General features: G+C 73.7%; 13 protein-coding genes. 10 read left to right on the forward strand and 3 right to left on the reverse strand.

What is annotated here, in order from left to right:
• Positions 1 to 4 precede the first annotated feature (4 nt).
• Positions 5 to 1,975 (reverse strand): ATP-binding protein, encoded by a 1,971-nt coding sequence (locus ACYVDA_RS06935; RefSeq protein ID WP_460816443.1) that lies wholly within the window; start codon positions 1,973 to 1,975, stop codon positions 5 to 7.
• An 86-nt stretch (positions 1,976 to 2,061) separates the two neighbouring features.
• On the opposite strand from ACYVDA_RS06935, the gene ACYVDA_RS06940 reads away from it, so the two are divergent.
• On the forward strand, positions 2,062 to 4,005 hold the full coding sequence (locus tag ACYVDA_RS06940; protein WP_460816445.1) for a TIGR03960 family B12-binding radical SAM protein: 1,944 nt from the start codon (positions 2,062 to 2,064) through the stop codon (positions 4,003 to 4,005).
• A gap of 365 nt (positions 4,006 to 4,370) precedes the next feature.
• On the opposite strand, the gene ACYVDA_RS06945 is transcribed toward ACYVDA_RS06940, so the two are convergent.
• Complete coding sequence (locus ACYVDA_RS06945) at positions 4,371 to 5,639, reverse strand: alpha/beta fold hydrolase (protein WP_460816448.1); 1,269 nt, start codon at positions 5,637 to 5,639, stop codon at positions 4,371 to 4,373.
• A 175-nt stretch (positions 5,640 to 5,814) separates the two neighbouring features.
• Between ACYVDA_RS06945 and ACYVDA_RS06950 the strand changes: the two genes are divergently transcribed.
• Positions 5,815 to 6,951 carry a ScyD/ScyE family protein gene (locus ACYVDA_RS06950; protein ID WP_460817137.1) on the forward strand — a complete coding sequence of 379 codons (1,137 nt, stop codon included), beginning with the start codon at positions 5,815 to 5,817 and terminating at the stop codon, positions 6,949 to 6,951.
• On the opposite strand, the gene ACYVDA_RS06955 is transcribed toward ACYVDA_RS06950, so the two are convergent.
• A complete protein-coding gene (locus tag ACYVDA_RS06955) occupies positions 6,939 to 8,186 on the reverse strand; it encodes a CynX/NimT family MFS transporter (RefSeq protein WP_460816450.1) in 1,248 nt (415 codons plus the stop codon). The two genes, ACYVDA_RS06950 and ACYVDA_RS06955, sit on opposite strands and share 13 nt — an antisense overlap.
• A gap of 72 nt (positions 8,187 to 8,258) precedes the next feature.
• Between ACYVDA_RS06955 and ACYVDA_RS06960 the strand changes: the two genes are divergently transcribed.
• The 8 genes from ACYVDA_RS06960 to ACYVDA_RS06995 all read left to right on the forward strand — a co-directional run bounded on the left by ACYVDA_RS06960 (position 8,259) and on the right by ACYVDA_RS06995 (position 18,869).
• A complete protein-coding gene (locus ACYVDA_RS06960) occupies positions 8,259 to 9,539 on the forward strand; it encodes a winged helix DNA-binding domain-containing protein (protein ID WP_460816452.1) in 1,281 nt (426 codons plus the stop codon).
• A gap of 58 nt (positions 9,540 to 9,597) precedes the next feature.
• A complete protein-coding gene (locus ACYVDA_RS06965) occupies positions 9,598 to 10,341 on the forward strand; it encodes a TIGR03936 family radical SAM-associated protein (RefSeq protein WP_460816455.1) in 744 nt (247 codons plus the stop codon).
• A gap of 193 nt (positions 10,342 to 10,534) precedes the next feature.
• Positions 10,535 to 14,773 (forward strand): Rne/Rng family ribonuclease, encoded by a 4,239-nt coding sequence (locus ACYVDA_RS06970; RefSeq protein ID WP_460816457.1) that lies wholly within the window; start codon positions 10,535 to 10,537, stop codon positions 14,771 to 14,773.
• A 196-nt stretch (positions 14,774 to 14,969) separates the two neighbouring features.
• On the forward strand, positions 14,970 to 15,272 hold the full coding sequence (gene rplU / locus ACYVDA_RS06975; protein ID WP_460816460.1) for a 50S ribosomal protein L21: 303 nt from the start codon (positions 14,970 to 14,972) through the stop codon (positions 15,270 to 15,272).
• Positions 15,273 to 15,322: 50 nt separating this feature from the next.
• Positions 15,323 to 15,580 (forward strand): 50S ribosomal protein L27, encoded by a 258-nt coding sequence (gene rpmA / locus ACYVDA_RS06980; protein WP_460816463.1) that lies wholly within the window; start codon positions 15,323 to 15,325, stop codon positions 15,578 to 15,580.
• Positions 15,581 to 15,725: 145 nt separating this feature from the next.
• A complete protein-coding gene (gene obgE / locus ACYVDA_RS06985) occupies positions 15,726 to 17,285 on the forward strand; it encodes a GTPase ObgE (protein ID WP_460816467.1) in 1,560 nt (519 codons plus the stop codon).
• Positions 17,282 to 18,406, forward strand: a complete 1,125-nt coding sequence (proB, locus tag ACYVDA_RS06990) for a glutamate 5-kinase (protein ID WP_460816470.1) — start codon at positions 17,282 to 17,284, stop codon at positions 18,404 to 18,406. The genes obgE and proB overlap by 4 nt, the downstream gene beginning before the upstream one ends.
• Positions 18,407 to 18,551: 145 nt before the next feature.
• Entirely contained in the window at positions 18,552 to 18,869 is a 318-nt protein-coding gene (locus ACYVDA_RS06995; RefSeq protein WP_460816474.1) for a hypothetical protein, read from the forward strand.
• Positions 18,870 to 18,885 lie beyond the last annotated feature (16 nt).

Raw genomic sequence — 18,885 nt, forward strand, 5'->3', positions numbered from 1 at the left:
AAGCCTACGGAGACGGCGGGCGCGGGGTGGGCACCTGGTCGCGCCGCCCACCGTCGGCCGCGGGCAGCGTGACGGTCACCGTGGTGCCGGGGCCCTCGTTGCGCACGGCCCGGATGGTGCCCCCGTGGCGGCGCACGATCCGCTTGCACAACGCCAGGCCCAGCCCGGAGCCGTCGTAGGTCTCCTGCACGGTCGAGGCGCGACGGAACGGCTCGAACACCGCCGCCTCCTCGCCCGCCGGGATGCCGATCCCGGCGTCGACGACCTGCACGTGGACCCACCCCCGCTCGGGCAGGCTGGTGCTGCGCACGGCCACGCGCGCCTGCTCCCCGGGCAGGGAGTACTTGACCGCGTTGCCGATCAGGTTGACCAGCAGGTGCTGGAGCAGGGTGGGGTCGGCGCGGACGACGTCGGGGGTCTCCAGGGTGAAGTCGGCTCCGGGGTGGGTCGCGGCGATCGCCTCGACGACCGGTTGCAGCGCGACGGCCTCGGTCTGGACGCTGCCCTCGCGGACCACGTTGTAGGTCAGCCAGTCCTCGATCTCGCGGGCCATCCGGCCGGTCGCCTGCAGGCCCCGGGTCAGGGCGTCCTCGGCGGTGCGCGGGTCCTCGCCGACCGCGTCGTGGGCCACCTCGATCCAGCCCTGGACGGCCGCCAGCGGGCTCTTCAGGTCGTGGGCGGCGACGGCGGCGAAGCTGGCCAGCTCCTCGATGCGGGCCCGCTCGGTGGTGATGTCGCGCACGATGGCCACGACGCTGCTGGACCCGGCGTACTGCACCCGGGCGAGCTGCACCGCCAGGATCCGTACGCCGTCCTCGGACCCGTCGCGGTTGAAGGGGTAGGTGAACGTCGAGGCCTCGCCCATCCGACGCAGCCAGCGCGCGGGCTCGGACCGCAGCCGCTCGTGGCCCAGCACGTCGACCGCGGCACCGTTGTGGAGCAGCACGGTGCCGTCGGCGTCGAGCAGCACCAGGGCCTCGTTGATCGCCTCGAAGACCGTGCCGAGCAGGCCCGCCTGGTCGACGGCCTCCTGCCGGTGGCGCACGACCTCGGCGGCGAGGAACGCGCGCTGGTCGCGGACGAGGCTGAGCAGCAGCACGGTGAAGACGAAGGAGGCCATCAGGGCGTCCATCACCAGCACGGTGACGAGGTCGTCGGAGTCGTAGCTGCGCGAGAGGGTGGGCAGGGTCTGGACGACCACCACCGCCAGGGTGCCGGTGAGGCTGAAGGCCGCGGAGCTCCACGGACCCAGCGACAGCCCGGCCCAGATCGCCGGCAGCAGCACGATCCAGGTGAGCGGGAGGTCGCGCCAGGTCAGCACGGCGCCCAGGCACGCGGCCGTCACCAGCAGCAGGCCGTAGGCGTCGATGATCCGGGTCGGGATCGCCTCGCTGCGCGGGCGTCGCGTCACCAGCAGCAGCAGGCAGGCGCAGCCCACGAAGACCCAGGCGGCGCTGAGCACGACCCACCACAGCAGGTCGAAGGCGTCGCTGGTGATCCACGTGCCCGCCGCGGGACCGAGGGGGAGGACCACGACCGCGCCCAGGAGGCTGGCCTGGGCCAGCGCGCTCACGTCGCGGGGACGGTGCGGCGTGAGGTTGTCGTCGCCGGTGCGCCAGCGGTAGAAGGCCAGCGTGACCGCGGCCTGCACGACGGCACCGAGCGAGGCCCGCGCGGCCAGCGGCACGTCCTGGCCGAGTGTGAGGTACGTCGCGTACTGCACCACCCCCGACATCACCAGCGTCATGGCCGTCCGGGGCCAGCGCTGCTCGCCACCGGGCACCCAGGCCACGAGCAGCCACAAGAAGGTGAGCACGCCCGCCGGGCGCAGCGAGCTGATCTCACCGCCCGAGGCGGTGCTCAGCTGGAGCAGCAGCGCCACAGGGGTGAGCACGAGGCACACCAGCCACAGCATCAACGTCGTGCGCACCGTGAGGCGGCGCGATGGTCGCCAGGGCAGGGCAGAGTCAGCCACCCCCGACCCCCCTATCAAGCTCGGGTTGGAACCGTGTCTGGGCGGACACGTAAGGTGGGTTATCCCCGAATAGTGGAAGGTTGAACATGTCCGTCTCACCTGGTGAGTCGCTCTTCCCCCAGCTCGAGCCGCTGCTTCCGACGGTGAGCAAGCCCATCCAGTACGTCGGTGGCGAGCTCAACTCGGTGAGCAAGGAGTGGGGTCCCGACGACGCGACGGTCCGGTGGGCGCTGATGTACCCCGACGCCTACGAGGTCGGCCTGCCCAACCAGGGCGTCCAGATCCTCTACGAGGTCCTCAACGAGCGCGAGGCGACCATCGCCGAGCGGACGTACGCCGTGTGGCCCGACATGGAGGCCGTCATGCGCGAGCACGGCATCCCGCAGTTCACCGTCGACGGCCACCGCAACCTGCGCGACTTCGACGTCTTCGGCCTCTCCTTCTCCACCGAGCTCGGCTACACCAACATGCTCACCGCCCTGGACCTGGCCGGCATCCCGCTGCACGCCGCCGACCGCGGCGAGGACGACCCGGTCGTGCTGGCCGGCGGCCACTCGGCGTTCAACCCCGAGCCGATCGCCGACTTCGTCGACGCGGCCGTGCTCGGCGACGGCGAGGAGGTCGTGCTCGCGATCACCGAGGTCGTGCGCGAGTGGAAGGGCGAGGGTCGCCCCGGCGGTCGCGAGGGCCTGCTGCTGCGGCTCGCGGCCAGCGGCGGCGTCTACGTGCCGGCGTTCTACGACGCGGCGTACGCCCCGGACGGTCGGCTCGTGGCCACGGCCCCCAACCGTCCCGGCGTCCCCGACCGGGTGCGCAAGCACACGCTGATGGACCTCGACTCCTGGCCCTACCCGCGCAAGCCGCTGGTGCCCCTGGCCGAGACCGTGCACGAGCGCTTCAGCGTCGAGATCTTCCGCGGCTGCACCCGTGGCTGCCGCTTCTGCCAGGCCGGGATGATCACTCGCCCGGTGCGCGAGCGCTCGCTGAGCACGATCGCGGACATGGTCGAGAACGGCATCCGCTCGACCGGCTTCGAGGAGGTCGGGCTGCTCTCGCTCTCCAGCGCCGACCACACCGAGATCGGCGAGGTCGCCAAGGGCCTGGCCGACCGCTACGAGGGCTCCAACGTCTCGCTCTCGCTGCCCAGCACGCGCGTGGACGCCTTCAACATCACCCTGGCCAACGAGTTCTCCCGCAACGGGCGGCGCTCGGGGCTGACCTTCGCCCCCGAGGGCGGGTCGGAGCGGATGCGCAAGGTGATCAACAAGATGGTCACCGAGGAGGACCTGATCCGCACGGTCGCGGCGGCGTACTCCCACGGGTGGCGGCAGGTGAAGCTCTACTTCATGGTGGGGCTGCCGACCGAGACCGACGAGGACGTCCTCCAGGTCGCCGACCTCGCCCGCAAGGTGATCGCCAAGGGCCGCGAGGTGACCGGGCACAACGACATCCGCTGCACCGTGTCCATCGGCGGGTTCGTGCCCAAGCCGCACACGCCGTTCCAGTGGGCGCCGCAGCTCGACGTCGCCACCACCGACGACCGGCTCAAGAAGCTGCGCGACCTGGTGCGCTCGGACAAGAAGTTCGCCCGGGCGATCGGTTTCCGCTACCACGACGGCAAGCCCGGCATCATCGAGGGACTGCTGTCGCGGGGCGACCGCCGCGTGGGTCGCGTGATCGAGGACGTGTGGCGCGCGGGCGGCCGGTTCGACGGCTGGAGCGAGCACTTCTCCTACGACCGCTGGATCGCCGCCACCGAGTCCGGCCTGGCCGGCACGGACGTCGACCTCGACTGGTTCACCACCCGCGAGCGCACCTACGACGAGGTGCTCCCCTGGGACCACCTCGACTCCGGGCTGGACAAGGACTGGCTCTGGCAGGACTGGGAGGACGCCCTCGACGCCGACTCGATCGACGTCGAAGACTGCCGCTGGACCCCCTGCTACGACTGCGGCGTCTGTCCCGAGATGGGCACCGACATCCAGATCGGCCCCACGGGCCAGCAGCTGCTGCCGCTCAGCGTGGTCTGAAAGGGGGCGCGGGGCGCTTCGGGGCGTTCTCGGCCGTCGAGTGCCACGTGGGGGTCGTGGGTGGGTACTCGGGTCGAGCGAGCCCAGCGGGGCGCTGCGAGGGTTGAGTGGAACGTCAGCGTCGTGGATCGGCTCGACTGAGGACGCTGGTGTTCCACTCGACGTACGACACACGCGGTCACGTTGCGCCGACGGGCAGGCCTCGTCCGACGAGCGTCCCGGGCGTCGAGTGCCACCTCAGGGTCGTGAGTGGGCGTTCCGGACGACGCTGGTGTGGCACTCGAGGTCTGCCGTGGGTCGTTTCGACGACGCTCGCTGGCGCTCGCTGCTCGACCGGCGTACGCCGCGAGTCGGCGGCGGGAGCGTCAGATCGTGCCGCGGGCGAGGCCGATCAGGCGGTCGAGGATGCGGTCGCCGTCGGAGCGCAGGCCGTTGTGGTGGTGCTCGTCGCTGAGCCAGGGGCGCATGCCGGGCAGCAGGTCGGCCGTCTCCTCGGAGAAGGTGCGGTCGACGAAGGCGTCGTTGGCGTAGATCGCCGCCGCGCACGGCACGTCGGTCGCGGCGAGGGCGTCGGCGTCGTACAGGCGGGGCCAGTCCTGGTCGGCGAGGAGGCCGGCGACCTCGGCGTACGGGCGCAGGGCGGGGGTGTCCTCGAAGTGCCAGGGGAAGAGGTGCTCGCCCGTGAGCAGGATCGAGGCCGGGTCGGCGACGTCCTCGGGCTGGGCGCGGTCGGCGGCCCACCGGGTGGCGCCGCCGTCGGCGTAGCAGGACTCGTGGACGACGGCGTAGAGCGGGTTGCGGCCGCCGAAGGTCAGCATCCCCTCGAGGTCGTGACCGAAGGCGGGGGAGCGGTGGTCGCGCTCGAGCAGGTAGTGGATCGCCTCCGAGCCGCCGTCCATGCCGAGCTGGTTGCCGATGGTGCGCAGCAGCCGCGCGGTGGCGGGGGTGCCGTCGGGCAGCAGGACCTCGCCCGCGTCGGCCAGGCCGACCAGCTCGCGCAGCCGCTCGGCGTCGCCGGGGAAGCGGCGGTGGTGGGCGAGGTCGAGGCGGCGCACGCTCGCGAAGGTGGCGGCGTACACCTCCGCCGGGTCGCGACCGACCGGCGGCAGCCCGCCGGTGAAGAAGGCCTCCCGCACGCTGTCGGGGTGGGCGCTGAGGTAGCGGAGGGCGCAGAAGCCGCCGAACGACTGCCCCAGCAGGCTCCAGCGACGTACGCCGAGGTGCTCGCGCAGCGCCTCGGCGTCGCGGACGATGCTGTCGGCCCGGAAGTGCGTGAGGTACGCCGCGTCGGCCGCCGGGTCGGCGACGGACCCGCCCCCGCCCACGCCGTACGCCGTCGACAGGCCGGTGCCGCGCTGGTCCAGCAGCAGCACCCGGAACTCGCGCAGCGCCCGACCCAGCCAGCCGGGGGAGAGCGGACGCCCCGTCGGCCTCGGTGACTCCCCGCCCGGGCCGCCCTGGAGGAACAGCAGGTAGGGCCGGTCCTCGCCGCCGGGCACGGCCACCTCGCGGGCGTGCACCTCGATCGTGGGCCCGGCCGGGGCGTCGTGGTCCAGCGGGACCGTGATCCGGTGGTCGGTCAGCACGAGGCCGGGGACGCGCAGGGGGCGGGCGGGAGTCGCGGGGCTGGTCACCCGCCGAGGCTAGTCCGGACCGGTCCTGGCGAGCCCGCGGGAGGTTCACCCCGCTTCCGGCCGGGGTGTCCACCCACTGGGATAGTCCAGGATCCCGGCATACCGGAAACCCCCCTGACGGAGCCGCTGACCCGTGCCTAGCGTCGACGGAACGTCTCATCAGGGAGTGAACGACATGGGAGCCACCACCACGAGGAAGACCACCGTCCTGACCGCCGCCGTCGCGGCGCTGACCACCGCCGGGGGCCTGGCCGCCGCGCCACCGGCCGGGGCCGCCGGGAGCAGCGGCCCCGGGAGCCGGGACGCCGAGCTGGCCCGGGGCAGGGTCCTGAGCAGCACCGTCGCGGCGCCGTTCCAGGTGGCCGTGCACGGCCACCGCGTCTACTACACCGACGGGGTCGCGGGCACCGTGAACCTCGTGCGCCGCGGCCCCGACCGCGTCCTGGCGCGGGCGCCCGGGGAGATCGCGGGGGTCGAGCTCGCCCCCCGACGCCACACGATGGCCTTCACCAGCAGCACGGCGTCGGGCACCGCCCTGACCATCCGTCGTGCCGGCCGCGCCGACGTGGTGGCCGACCTGTCCGGCTACGAGCAGCGGGTCAACCCCGACGGAGGGCAGCACTACGGGGTCGCCGGGGCCGTGAGCCCGTGCGCGGCCACCTGGTTGAAGACGGCGACCGGGCAGGACGCCGCCTACACCGGCGAGGTCGACTCCCACCCCTACCAGGTGGCCTACCTGGGGCGGGGGGCCTGGGCGGTGGCCGACGCCGCGGGCAACGACGTCCTGAGGGTGGACCGACGGGGACGGGTCTCGACGCTCGCGGTGCTCCCGCCCCAGCCGGTGAAGATCACCCGGTCCATGGCCGCGGCGCTGCACGCCCCCGACTGCGTCGTGGGCCTGACCTACGCCTTCGAGCCGGTGCCGACCGACGTCGAGCGCGGCCCCGGGGGCGGCCTCTGGGTCACGACGCTGCCGGGCGGGCCGGAGGACGCCAGCCTCGGCGCACGGGGATCGGTCTACCGGCTCTCCTCCCGCGGTGCGGCCCGCTCCCTCGCGACCGGGTTCGCCGGCGCGACCAACCTCGCCGTCACCCGTCGGGGCACGATCTTCGTCGTGGAGCACTTCGCCGACAAGGTCACCCGGCTGCGTGACGGGCGCCGCTCGACGGTGCTGCGCCTGCCCCGCGTGGTCTCGGTGGAGACGCGACCCGGCCGGATGTACGTCGGGCAGCTGGGCGACCTGTCCTTCAGCGACCCGAAGGCGCCGCCGACCGTCACCTCACCGGGCAGCGTGCGGGTCTACCGCCGCTGAGCCGAGGGGCCGGCCGGCTCCCCGGTCCGGTCGGCCCCACGGTCCCGGAGCTGGTCCTCGACGTGGGCGGGGCGCGAGACCGCCAGGCCCACCAGGAGCTGCGGCACCGTCAGGCCCAGCAGCACGAGCAACGGGACCGTCCAGCCGCCGCTGAGGTCGCGCAGCAGCCCGATGCCGAACGGCCCCGTGCCCGCGATCAGGTAGCCCGTCGACTGCGCGAAGCCCGACAGCGCGGCGGTGCCCCCGGGTGTCCGCGCCCGCAGCCCGATCAGGGTCAGGATCAGCGGGAAGGTCGTGGTGCCGACGCCGACGAACACCGCCCACACCCACGCGCCGCCCCGCGGGTCGAGGACCAGCCCGAGGTAGCCGACCGGGTAGCAGGCCATCACCGCGCACAGCAGCCAGCGCTGGTCCTGCAGCCGGCCCACCAGGGTAGGGATGGCGAAGGACAGCGGGATGCTGACCCCGGTGATCACCCCGAGCAGCAGCCCGGCGGTGTGGGCGGGGAAGCCGGCGTCGCGGTAGACCTGGGCGAACCAGCCGAAGATCGAGTACGCCTGCAGGCTCTGCAGCCCGAAGAAGACGGCCATCAGCCAGCCCAGCCGGGTGCGGGCCACGTCGCCGAGACCGATCGGGCCCGACCCGGGCGCCTCGGGGCGACGGTCGTGGCGGGCGAGGGCCAGCCACGGCACGACCGCGATCGCCGCCGTGGCGGCCCACACCAGCAGACCCGAGCGCCACCCGGCGTACGCCTCGGCGACGGGGACCGTGGCCACCGACGCCGAGGTCAGCCCGATCGCCAGGGAGGTCGAGTAGATCGAGGTCATCAGCCCGACGCGGTCGGGGAAGTGCAGCTTGACCAGCGAGGGGAGCAGCACGTTGGCCGAGGCCATGCCGGCCAGGGCGACCAGGGAGAGCAGCAGGAACGCCGGGACCGAGGACACCGCCGCACGCCCGCTCAGGCCCACGACCACGGCCAGCAGCGCGACCAGGGTGAAGCGGTGCATCCCCACCAGCCGGGCCATCCGCGGCGCGAGGGCGCCGAACAGCGCGAAGGCCAGGACCGGCAGCGAGGTCAGCAGGCCGGTCTCGACGCCCGACATGCCCAGGCCCCGGCGCACGTCGCCCAGCACCGGGCCGACGCTGACGGCGGCCGGGCGCAGGTTGAAGGCCAGCACCACGATGCCGACGACGACGAGGGCACGCTGGACCCGGTTCTCCTGCTGATCGCTCACCTCGGCATCCTGCCGCCCGCCGCCGTCCGCCGTCCGGGCGGGTCTGTCGGTGACCGGTGCCACCATGAGCGCGTGCTCACCGTGACCGCCGCCCAGCGCCGGGCCCGCCTCGTGCGTCGACACCTGCTGACGCCCGCGGCCCGGTCGACGGCCACGGTGGAGGAGGTGGTCGCGGCGCTGACCTGCCTGCACGCGACCGAGCCCGCCACCGTCCACCTCTCGGTGGCGGCCCGCAGCCCCGCCGACCGGGCCGCGGTCGAGCAGGCGCTGTACGTCGACCGCACCGTGGTCAAGCAGCTGGCGATGCGCCGCACGCTGTTCGCCTTCCCGGCCGAGGTGCTGCCGCACGTCTGGGTCAGCGCCTCGGCCCGGGTGGCCGGTCAGCTGAGCACGCGGCTCGCGGGCGAGGTCGAGGCCAACGGGCTCGGCGCCGACGGCGCGCGCTGGGTGCGTGAGACGGGGGAGGCGGTGCTCGAGGTGCTGGCCGAGGGGCCGGCCACGACCGCCCAGCTGCGCGAGCGGCTGCCCGAGCTCGCGCGGCGGCTGGAGATGCATCCCGACAAGGCCTACGGCGGCAGCTTTCCGGTGGCCCCGCGGCTGCTGTCCACCCTCGCGGCCTCCGGCCTCGTGGTCCGGGGCGAGAACGACGGCGGCTGGCGCACCTCGCGTCCCCGCTGGACCCGGACCGAGCAGTGGGTGGGGGGCCGTGCCGGGGACGAGGCCCCGGGTCCCGACGGTGCACCGGTCGGTCCCGCCGAGGGCTACCGCGAGCTCGTGCGGCGGTGGCTGCGCTCCTTCGGTCCCGGCACGACCGAGGACCTGGTCTGGTGGTTGGGGGCGACCCGGGGCGCGGTGCGCGCCGCCTTGGGTGACCTCGGCGCGGTCGAGGTCGCGCTGACCGCCGACGACGCCGCGGCCCCACCCGCGACCGGGTGGCTCCTGCCCGACGACGTCGACGGCGTCGACGGTGTGGAGGACGTGGACGGTGTCGGGGGCGCCGGCGAGGGCGACCCGGGCTCCTCGTCCCGGCCCACCGCCGCCCTGCTGCCGGTGCTCGACGCGACGGTGATGGGGTGGAAGCAGCGCGACTTCTACCTCGCTCCGCAGGACGCGCCGCGGGTCTTCGACCGCAACGGCAACGCCGGCACCACCGCCTGGTGGGACGGCCGCGTGGTCGGCTGCTGGGTCCAGGACCCCGACGGGCGCGTCGTGGTCGTGCCGCTGCACGACCTGACCGACGAGGCCGCGCACCACCTGCAGCTCGAGGCCGAGCGGCTGACGGCCTGGCTGGACGGCGAGGTGGTCGGCACCGTCTACCCCTCGCCGCTGATGCGGTCGGTGCGACCGTCGTGAGCCGCGGCCCGGCTCGCCCGACCAGCGACACGCCCGGAGCGCCACGTACTGTCTGCGGGTGCGCGAACAACCCGAGCAGCAGGCTCCGCCCGTCCAGCGGCTGCGGATCCGCTACGCCAAGCGCGGCCGGCTCCGGTTCACCAGCCACCGCGACTTCAGCCGAGCCTTCGAGCGCGCGGTCTTCCGGGCCCGGATCCCGATGGCCTACTCCTCGGGCTTCAACCCACACCCTCGGATCTCCTACGCGGGGGCGGCGCCGACGGGGTCGGCCAGCGAGGCGGAGTACGTCGAGATCGCCCTCGCCGCCGTCCTGGACCCGCAGGAGACCCACGCCCAGCTCGACGAGGCGCTGCCCGACGGGCTCGACGTCCTCGAGGTGGTGCCCAGTGCCGGTGGCTCGCTGGCCGACCAGCTGCAGGCCTCCCACTGGCAGATCACCCTCGACGCGACCGGGGTCGAGGAGGCCGCCGCGGCCGTCGCGCAGCTGCTCGCCCAGGAGGAGGTCGTGGTCGAGCGGATGACGAAGAAGGGCCTGCGCAGCTTCGACGCACGCGCGGCCGTGGTCTCCCTGGGTGTCCTCGACCCGGCGGTGGAGCGACCCGGGTGTGCGATACTCGACCTGGTCCTGCGGCACGGCACGCCGTCCGTGAGACCCGATGACGTTCTCGCCGCTCTTCGCGGGGCTTCGGGACTTGTCGCCACCGCCGCTCTCCAGCGGCGACTGGCCCAGGGCCCGTTGGACCTCGAAGGCGGCACGGTGGGTGATCCGTTGGCACCCGACCGCGACGCGGCTGGCCGGTGAAGGTGACAGCTCCACCAGTGTGAGACAGCCCAGCGACCGCGGTTGGTGGCGGCAGAGATCCTGCGTGACGCGACTCGCGGAGGACGTGGTCGCCATCCGAAGGCTTTGACGCACGACGGGCACAGACACGTCGTACGCCGCGAACAGCACCGGCACGGGTGTCAGCCGCGCAGGTGCACGAGGAGCTCATCCAGTGCTCGACCCAGAGAACAACGACCAGGACCTGTTCGCCGAGGACACCAGCTCGGCCCCGAACCCCGGGCAGGAGGCGGAGGGGTCTAGCGGCCCTGACGCGACGGCCGCGCCCGACGTCCCGTCCGTGGACGCCGACCAGCCCGCGGTGAAGGCGCCCGCCAAGCGGGCCTCGCGGTCCACCGCGAAGAAGTCCACGCCGCGCAAGGCCGCCGCCAAGAAGGCCGCGGCCCCCGACGCCGACCCGGCCGACGCGGCGCTCGACCTGTCCGCCGCCGAGACGGACCGGTCGGCCCCGACGGACCAGTCGGGCCAGACGGACCAGGCCGGCGAGTCCGCACCCGCGGCCAAGAAGGCCGCCCCCCGCAAGCGCACCACCAAGCGCGCCGCGTCCCGACCCGCGGGTCCGGCGGTGCCGGTCGACGCGCCGGACGACCACGACGCCGCGGTCGCCGCAGCGGCTGAGACCGCTCACGCCGCCCCGACCGACGAGCCGACCGCTGCTCCGGTGGCCCCGGCGCCCGACGTGCCCTCTGCCAGCCCCGAGGAGCCCTCCGCCGGCGCGGACGACGCACCGACCGGTTCGGGTGCCCCGATGGTGGTCTTCCAGGCCCCGGCCAAGAAGACGGCCCGCAAGCGGGCCGTGCGCAAGTCGGCTCCGGCCGCACCGGCCCCCCTGGACGAGACGGACGGGACGGACGACGAGTCCCGCGTGACGAGCACCCCGGACGACCAGGACCTGACCGCCGACCGGCGCGGGACCGAGGGGTCCGAGGCGCAGGACGCCGCCACCGAGGAGTCGTCCAACGACGGGTCCGGCAGCAAGAAGTCCGGCTCCGCCAAGTCCGAGGGCAAGTCGGAGGGCAAGTCGGAGGGCAAGTCTGGGGGCAAGAAGAGCGGCGGGAAGAAGGGCGGCGGCAAGAAGAAGAAGGCCGAGTCCGCGTCCGACGCCGACCCCTCCCTCGCCGCCGACGCGTCCCGCGCCTCGCTCACCAGCACCGCCCCCGTCGGCGACGACGAGGAGGACGAGGACGCCTCGGAGGCCCTGGACGCGACCGTCGACGGTGGCGGCAGCGACGCGACGGACGGCGCCGACGCCGACCGCGCGGACGACGAGGCAGGCGCTGCGGACAGCTCCGACTCGGACGAGGACGACGAGGACGACGAGTCCAGCGACTCCGCGGGCGAGCGTGAGCCCGGCGAGGGCAACCCGCGTCGGCGCCGTCGTCGTGGTGGCCGCCGCCGCCGCAAGCCCGCGGACCGGGCCTCCGACGACGGCGACGCCTCGGACCGCGACACCGACGGACCGGGGGAGTCCGGACAGGACGACACCGACGGCGAGGCCGCTGACGGCAACGGCTCCGAGGACGCCGACGAGACCGGCGGCGGCACCCGCAGCGGCGGCCGTGGCCGCTCGTCGCGCGGTGGCGGCCGGGGTCGCGACGGTGGCTCCCAGACCGGCGAGCAGTCCGGCGAGCGAGCGGGCGGACGGTCGGGTGACGCCGAGGGCGCCGACCGGACCGAGGACGGCCCCGGGGACGCCGAGGACGCCAACGGCGACGCCGGCTCCGACGACGACGCCCAGGACGGGCGCCGCCGCTCCCAGGGCGGCCGACGTGGATCGGGCCGCTCCGGCGGTGGTCGCGACGGTGACCGGGCCGACGACGAGGCGTCCGGTGACTCCCGGGAGGCCGACGCCGACTCCTCCGACGAGGACGACGAGGGCTCCGGTGAGGGCGGTTCGTCCGGCTCGCGCCGTCGTCGCCGTCGCCGTCGCTCCGGCGACGGCTCGGGTGGCTCGCAGGGTGGCCAGCAGGGCGAGGACCGCGGGGACGGCGAGGGCCGTGGCCGACGTCGCAACCCCGAGGACGAGATCACCAGCGTCCAGGGCTCGACCCGTCTCGAGGCCAAGAAGCAGCGTCGCCGCGAGGGTCGCGAGGCCGGTCGCCGGCGCGCGCCGATCGTCAGCGAGGCCGAGTTCCTGGCCCGCCGCGAGGCCGTCGACCGGGTCATGGTGGTGCGTCAGCGCCGCGACCTGACCCAGATCGCCGTGCTCGAGGACAAGGTGCTCGTCGAGCACTACGTCGCGCGGGAGTCGCAGACCTCCCTGATCGGCAACGTCTACCTGGGTCGGGTGCAGAACGTGCTGCCCTCGATGGAGGCCGCCTTCGTCGACATCGGCAAGGGCCGCAACGCCGTCATCTACGCCGGTGAGGTCAACTGGCAGGCGCTGGGCCACAAGGAGGGGCAGCCCCGCAAGATCGAGTCGGTGCTCTCCTCGGGCCAGACCATCCTCGTGCAGGTCACCAAGGACCCGATCGGTCACAAGGGTGCCCGCCTGACCGGGCAGATCAGCCTGCCGGGCCGCTTCCTGGTGCTGGTCCCGGAGGGCACCAGCTCGGGGATCTCGCGCAAGCTGCCCGACACCGAGCGGAGCCGCCTGAAGAAGCTGCTCAAGGAGATCCTCCCCGAGGGGCAGGGCGTGATCGTGCGCACGGCCGCCGAGGGCGCCTCCGAGGAGGAGCTGACCACCGACGTCGAGCGCCTCACCGCGCGCTGGCAGGACATCGAGGCCAAGGTCGCCGCGGGCAAGGGCCCCCAGCTGCTGTACGGCGAGCCCGACCTGACCCTCAAGGTCGTCCGCGACCTGTTCACCGAGGACTTCGCCAAGCTGGTCATCCAGGGCGACGACGCCTGGAACCTGGTCGACGGCTACGTCTCCCACGTCGCGCCGGAGTTGCGCGACCGGCTCGAGCACTACGGGGCGGCCGAGGAGGGGCAGAGCGGCGGCAACGACGTCTTCGCGGCGTACCGTGTCGACGAGCAGATCGCCAAGGGCCTCGACCGCAAGGTGTGGCTGCCCTCGGGCGGCTCCCTGGTCATCGACCGCACCGAGGCGATGACGGTCGTCGACGTCAACACCGGCAAGTTCACCGGGTCCGGCGGCAACCTCGAGGAGACCGTCACCAAGAACAACCTGGAGGCGGCCGAGGAGATCGTGCGCCAGCTCCGGCTGCGCGACATCGGCGGCATCATCGTCGTCGACTTCATCGACATGGTCCTGGAGTCCAACCGCGACCTCGTGCTGCGTCGCCTCGTGGAGTGCCTGGGCCGCGACCGCACCCGGCACCAGGTCGCCGAGGTCACCTCGCTCGGCCTGGTCCAGATGACGCGCAAGCGCATCGGCACCGGCCTGCTGGAGTCCTTCAGCCACGACTGCGAGCACTGCCGCGGACGCGGCGTGGTCGTCGAGGCCGAGCCGGTGGACCCCCACCAGCAGGGTCAGCAGTCCGACGACGACGGCTCGCGCGGCGGTCGCAACCGCGGCGGTCGCAACCGTGGCGGTCGTCCCGGGGGCAACGGCTCCGGGGGCAACGGCTCGGGCGGCAACGGCTCTGGCGGCGGCGGCAACGGCTCCGGTGGCAACGGCGGGTCCGCCTCGCCGGCGCCCGGCGTCCCCTCGCCGGCCGCTCTGGCCCACTCCCGTCCGCCGGAGAAGACCGCCGACCGGACCGAGTCGACCGACCCGAGCGCGTCGACCGACCCGGTCGACCCGAGCGGGTCGACCGAGACCGTCGCGCACCAGGACGTGATCGGTCGTCCGACCCCGGCGGTCCCGGAGCCCCAGGACGTCCCGAGCGAGAGCGGCACCCCCGCTCCCGCGGCGTCGTCCGCCGAGGCGGATCCGGTCGCCCCGGCACCCCAGGTCCCCACCCCGAGCACGACCGAGGCCGACGTGCTGGTCCCGACCGAGCAGCCGGGCGAGGCCGCGGTGCCCGCAGCCGAGGTGGCCCCGGCGGCCCCGGCCGTGCGCACGACGACCCGTCGTCGCTCGGCCCGCCGCCCGGCCGGACCGCCGGTGCAGCTGGCGTCGCTGGACCAGGACGCCCCGATGCCGGGTGCCGGCACCAAGGCGGGCCCGGACTCCGAGCCCGTCGCCGTGCCGGTCGAGCCGGCCGTCGCCGCTGCGGCGCCGGACGTCCAGCAGGAGGCCCAGCCGGACGTGGAGGCCGCCAAAGGAGCCGACGCTGAGGCGGCGCCGCTGGTGGACGCCACCGTGGCCGCGGATCTAGAGGACACGGCCGTGGCCGTGGACGGCGCCGAGGGGGTCGAGGGTGCTGATGCCGCGGACGAGTCCGAGGCGGGCCCCGAGACCCAGGTCGAGGAGGTCGTGGACGAGAACGGCGTCACCTCGCTCGTCCACGTGCCCGTCAAGCGCAAGGGCGCCCGCAAGCGCTGAGGGGTCGGGCGCGGCGGTCGACCCGGGTCGTTTTGACCCTGCGACCGCCGGTCCCGTAATGTGGCCCTTCGGTGTGCACGTGTGCCCACCCGATCATCTGCGCGGCTCGCGCCCCGACTCTCCTGGAGAGACGTCCGGTGGCGTGCCGCAGCAGACCACGTCTTTCGATCCACCAGCCGAGGAGAGTGAACCCGCCGTGTACGCAGTTGTGCGCGCTGGCAGCAAGCAGCAGAAGGTTGCCGTGGGCGACGTCATCGAGATCGACAAGAACGTCACGGCTGTCGGTGAGTCGCTGACTCTCCCCGTCGTGATGCTCGTCGACGGTGACCAGGTCACCGCCACCGGTCTCGACAAGGCCGCCGTGACCGTCGAGATCCTCGGCGCCACTAAGGGTCCCAAGATCGTCATCCAGAAGTACAAGAACAAGACCGGCTACAAGAAGCGCCAGGGTCACCGCCAGAAGTACACCCAGGTCAAGGTCACCGACATCACCGTCTGACCCGGGTTCCTCCACTCCCAGGTCTCCTCCAGCACGAAGGACCAGAACTCATGGCACACAAGAAGGGCGCGGCGTCCACCAAGAACGGCCGCGATTCAAACGCTCAGCGCCTCGGCGTCAAGCGCTTCGGTGGTCAGCTCGTCAACGCCGGCGAGATCATCGTCCGCCAGCGGGGCACGCACTTCCACCCCGGCGTGGGCATCGGCCGCGGCAAGGACGACACCCTCTTCGCGCTGGTCGCGGGAGCCGTGGAGTTCGGCACCAAGCGCGGCCGCCGCGTCGTGAACATCTCTCCCGCCGGGGAGTAGTCACCTCGGTGACCCCGGACGCCGCTCGCGCCTGAGCGGACCAGACACCCGTGGAGGGCGTCCCTGACCAGCTCGGGGACGTCCTCCTCGGCTTTTTCCCAGCACCACCTCGGCACCATCCAGCAGCACACTGAACAGGAGCACCATGGCCGTCCCGACGTTCGTCGACCGCGTCCGGTTGCACGTCGTCGCCGGTCGCGGCGGCAACGGGGTGGCCTCGGTCCACCGCGAGAAGTTCAAGCCCCTCGGCGGGCCCGACGGCGGAAACGGTGGCCCGGGCGGGTCGATCATCCTGCGCGTCGCCCAGGACGTCACCACGCTGATCGACTACCACCACAACGCCAAGCGGATCGGCGAGCACGGCGGCCACGGCGCCGGCGCCCACCGCAACGGCGCCCACGGCCACGACATCGTGCTCCCGGTGCCCGACGGCACCGTGGTCACCGACGAGACCGGCGAGGTCCTGGCCGACCTGGTCGGCCCCGGCACCGAGATGGTCATCGCCGCCGGCGGCCGCGGCGGCCTCGGCAACGCGGCGCTGGCCTCGGCCAAGCGCAAGGCCCCCGGCTTCGCCCTGCTCGGTGAGCCGGGCGAGGAGCGGGTGATCCACCTCGAGCTCAAGGTGGTCGCCGACATCGGTCTCGTGGGCTACCCCAGCGCCGGCAAGTCGAGCCTGATCGCGGCGCTGTCACGGGCACGGCCCAAGATCGCGGACTACCCGTTCACCACGCTGGTGCCCAACCTGGGCGTGGTCAAGGCCGGCGACACCGTCTTCACCGTCGCCGACGTGCCCGGCCTGATCGAGGGCGCCAGCGAGGGCCGCGGCCTGGGCCACGACTTCCTCCGCCACGTCGAGCGCTGCGCCGCGATCGTGCACGTGGTCGACCTGGCCACCATGGAGCCCGGTCGCAACCCGGTCGCCGACCTCGACGTCATCGAGGACGAGCTGCGCAAGTACGGCGGCCTCGAGGACCGGCCCCGCCTGGTGGCCCTGAACAAGATCGACGTGCCCGACGGCCGCGACATGGCCGACATCGTGGCCGAGGACGTCGCCGAGCGCGGCTGGGAGGTCTTCCCGGTGAGTGCGGCCAGCCACGAGGGGCTGCGCGAGCTGATGTTCGCGATGGCCGCCATCGTGTCGAACCGTCGCGCCCAGGAGCCGAACGCCGAGACCACGCGCATCGTGATCCGTCCGCGGTCGACCAGCGCGAGCGTCGACTTCACCGTCACGCAGACCGGCGAGGGCTGGCGCGTGCGCGGCGAGAAGCCCGAGCGCTGGATCCGCCAGACCGACTTCAGCAACGACGAGGCCGTGGGCTTCCTCTCCGACCGCCTGGACCGCCTCGGCGTCGAGGAGAAGCTGATCCGGCTCGGGGCCCAGGAGGGCGAGTCGGTGCTGATTGGCCCGCCCGAGAACTCCGTGGTCTTCGACTTCAAGCCCGGCATCGACGCCGGCGCCCAGATGCTGGGGCGTCGCGGCGAGGACCAGCGCTTCACCGAGTCCCGGCCCGCCGCCGGTCGCCGGCGCGCGATCGACGAGGCGATGCCGACCCGGCTCGAGGGCGAGGAGCGCGCCGACGTGGCCCGCCGCCTGTTCGGCGAGAACTACGTCGAGGACGACCTGTCCGACTTCGACACCGACGAGGACGACGACTGGGCCGACTCCGACCCGGACGCCGTCCCCGACGGGCCGCTCGAGCGGTGAGCGACCGGCCGGCGGTGGCCGGTGCCCGTCGCGTCGTGGTCAAGGTGGGGTCCTCCTCGCTGACCACGGCGGCGGGGGGCATCGATCCCGAGCGGGTCCGTGGGCTGGTCGACAGCCTGGCCGGCGTACGCCGTCGCGGAGCCGACCTGGTGCTGGTCTCCTCCGGCGCCATCGCGGCCGGGCTCGCCCCGCTGGCCTTCGGGCGGCGGCCGCGCGACCTCGCCCGCCAGCAGGCGGCGGCGTCGGTCGGCCAGGGCCTGCTGGTGCACCGCTACACCGAGGAGTTCGCCCGCCACGAGCAGGTGACCGGGCAGGTGCTGCTCACCGTCGACGACGTCACCCGGCGCGAGCACTACCGCAACGCCCAGCGCACCTTCGACAAGCTGCTCGAGCTCGGCGTCGTCCCGATCGTCAACGAGAACGACACCGTCGCGACGTCGGAGATCCGCTTCGGCGACAACGACCGGCTGGCCGCGCTGGTGGCCCACCTGGTGCACGCCGACCTGCTGGTGCTGCTCTCCGACGTCGAGGGGCTCTTCGACGCGCCTCCCACCCAGCCCGGCAGCCGGGTGGTCAGCGAGGTCCGTCCGGGCGACGACCTCGGGGACGTCGTGGTGGGCCGGGCCGGGGCAGCCGGCACCTCCGGGGTCGGCACGGGGGGCATGGCCACCAAGCTCGAGGCCGCGCGGATCGCCACGGGCGCGGGCATCCCGGTGGTGCTGACCGACATGGCCCACGCCGAGGAGGCGCTGACCGGCCTCACCACCGGCACGCTGTTCCACCCCACCGGCCGTCGGCGCCCCACCCGGCTGCTCTGGCTCGCCCACGCCACCGAGCCCCAGGGCCGCGTGGTCCTGGACGCCGGGGCGGTCCGGGCCCTGACCGAGCGCCGCGCCTCGCTGCTGCCCGCCGGGATCACGGGGGTCTCGGGGTCCTTCGTGGCCGGCGACCCGGTCGACCTGGTCGACGAGGAGGGTCGTGTGCGCGCCCGCGGGCTGGTCAACTACGACGCCGTCGAGCTGCCCGGGCTGCTCGGGCGCTCCACCCACGAGCTCGCGGCCGAGCTGGGGTCGGCGTACGTGCGCGAGGTCGTGCACCGCGACGCCCTGGTGCTGCTCTAGCCCGACCGGACCCGCCGACGACGTCCGTGCCTTCTCGGGCGTGCGAGATCGGGCATTCCCGCCCGCGGGCTCCCGGGCCTCGGGGAGAATCGAGTCATCGAGGGGTCTCCAGCCCGAGGGCCTCGTCGTGGAGGGGGAGTCGCGCGTGAGCGAGAACGTCCGGCACTGGTACGTCGTCCTGACCCTGTCGGGCGCGCCGGTGGAGCCGCTGATCGCCCGGGGTGCGATGACCCGGTTGGGCGCTGAGCGACCCTTCCTGGACTCGCTCGAGGTGGGGTCCGACCTCGCCGAGATCCGGTTCTGGGACGAGGGCGAGAGCATGCTCGACGTGGCGTCCCTGGCCATGCGGCTGTGGAACGAGCACCGGGACTCGGCCAACCTCCCCGACTGGGAGGTCGTGGGCCTCGAGATCGTGGAGAAGTCGCTGCGCGAGCGCCGCGGCGACCAACGCCGGCGCGGCTGACCCGGTCGCCGGGGGA

Source organism: Nocardioides korecus (assembly GCF_054778395.1).

What these genes read in the sequence shown, in the direction of transcription:
- ACYVDA_RS06940 (WP_460816445.1), top strand. Translation starts at nt 2,062, where the DNA reads ATGTCCGTCTCACCTGGTGAGTCGCTCTTCCCCCAGCTCGAGCCGCTG.
- ACYVDA_RS06950 (WP_460817137.1), top strand. Translation starts at nt 5,815, where the DNA reads ATGGGAGCCACCACCACGAGGAAGACCACCGTCCTGACCGCCGCCGTC.
- rpmA (WP_460816463.1), top strand. Translation starts at nt 15,323, where the DNA reads ATGGCACACAAGAAGGGCGCGGCGTCCACCAAGAACGGCCGCGATTCA.
- obgE (WP_460816467.1), top strand. Translation starts at nt 15,726, where the DNA reads ATGGCCGTCCCGACGTTCGTCGACCGCGTCCGGTTGCACGTCGTCGCC.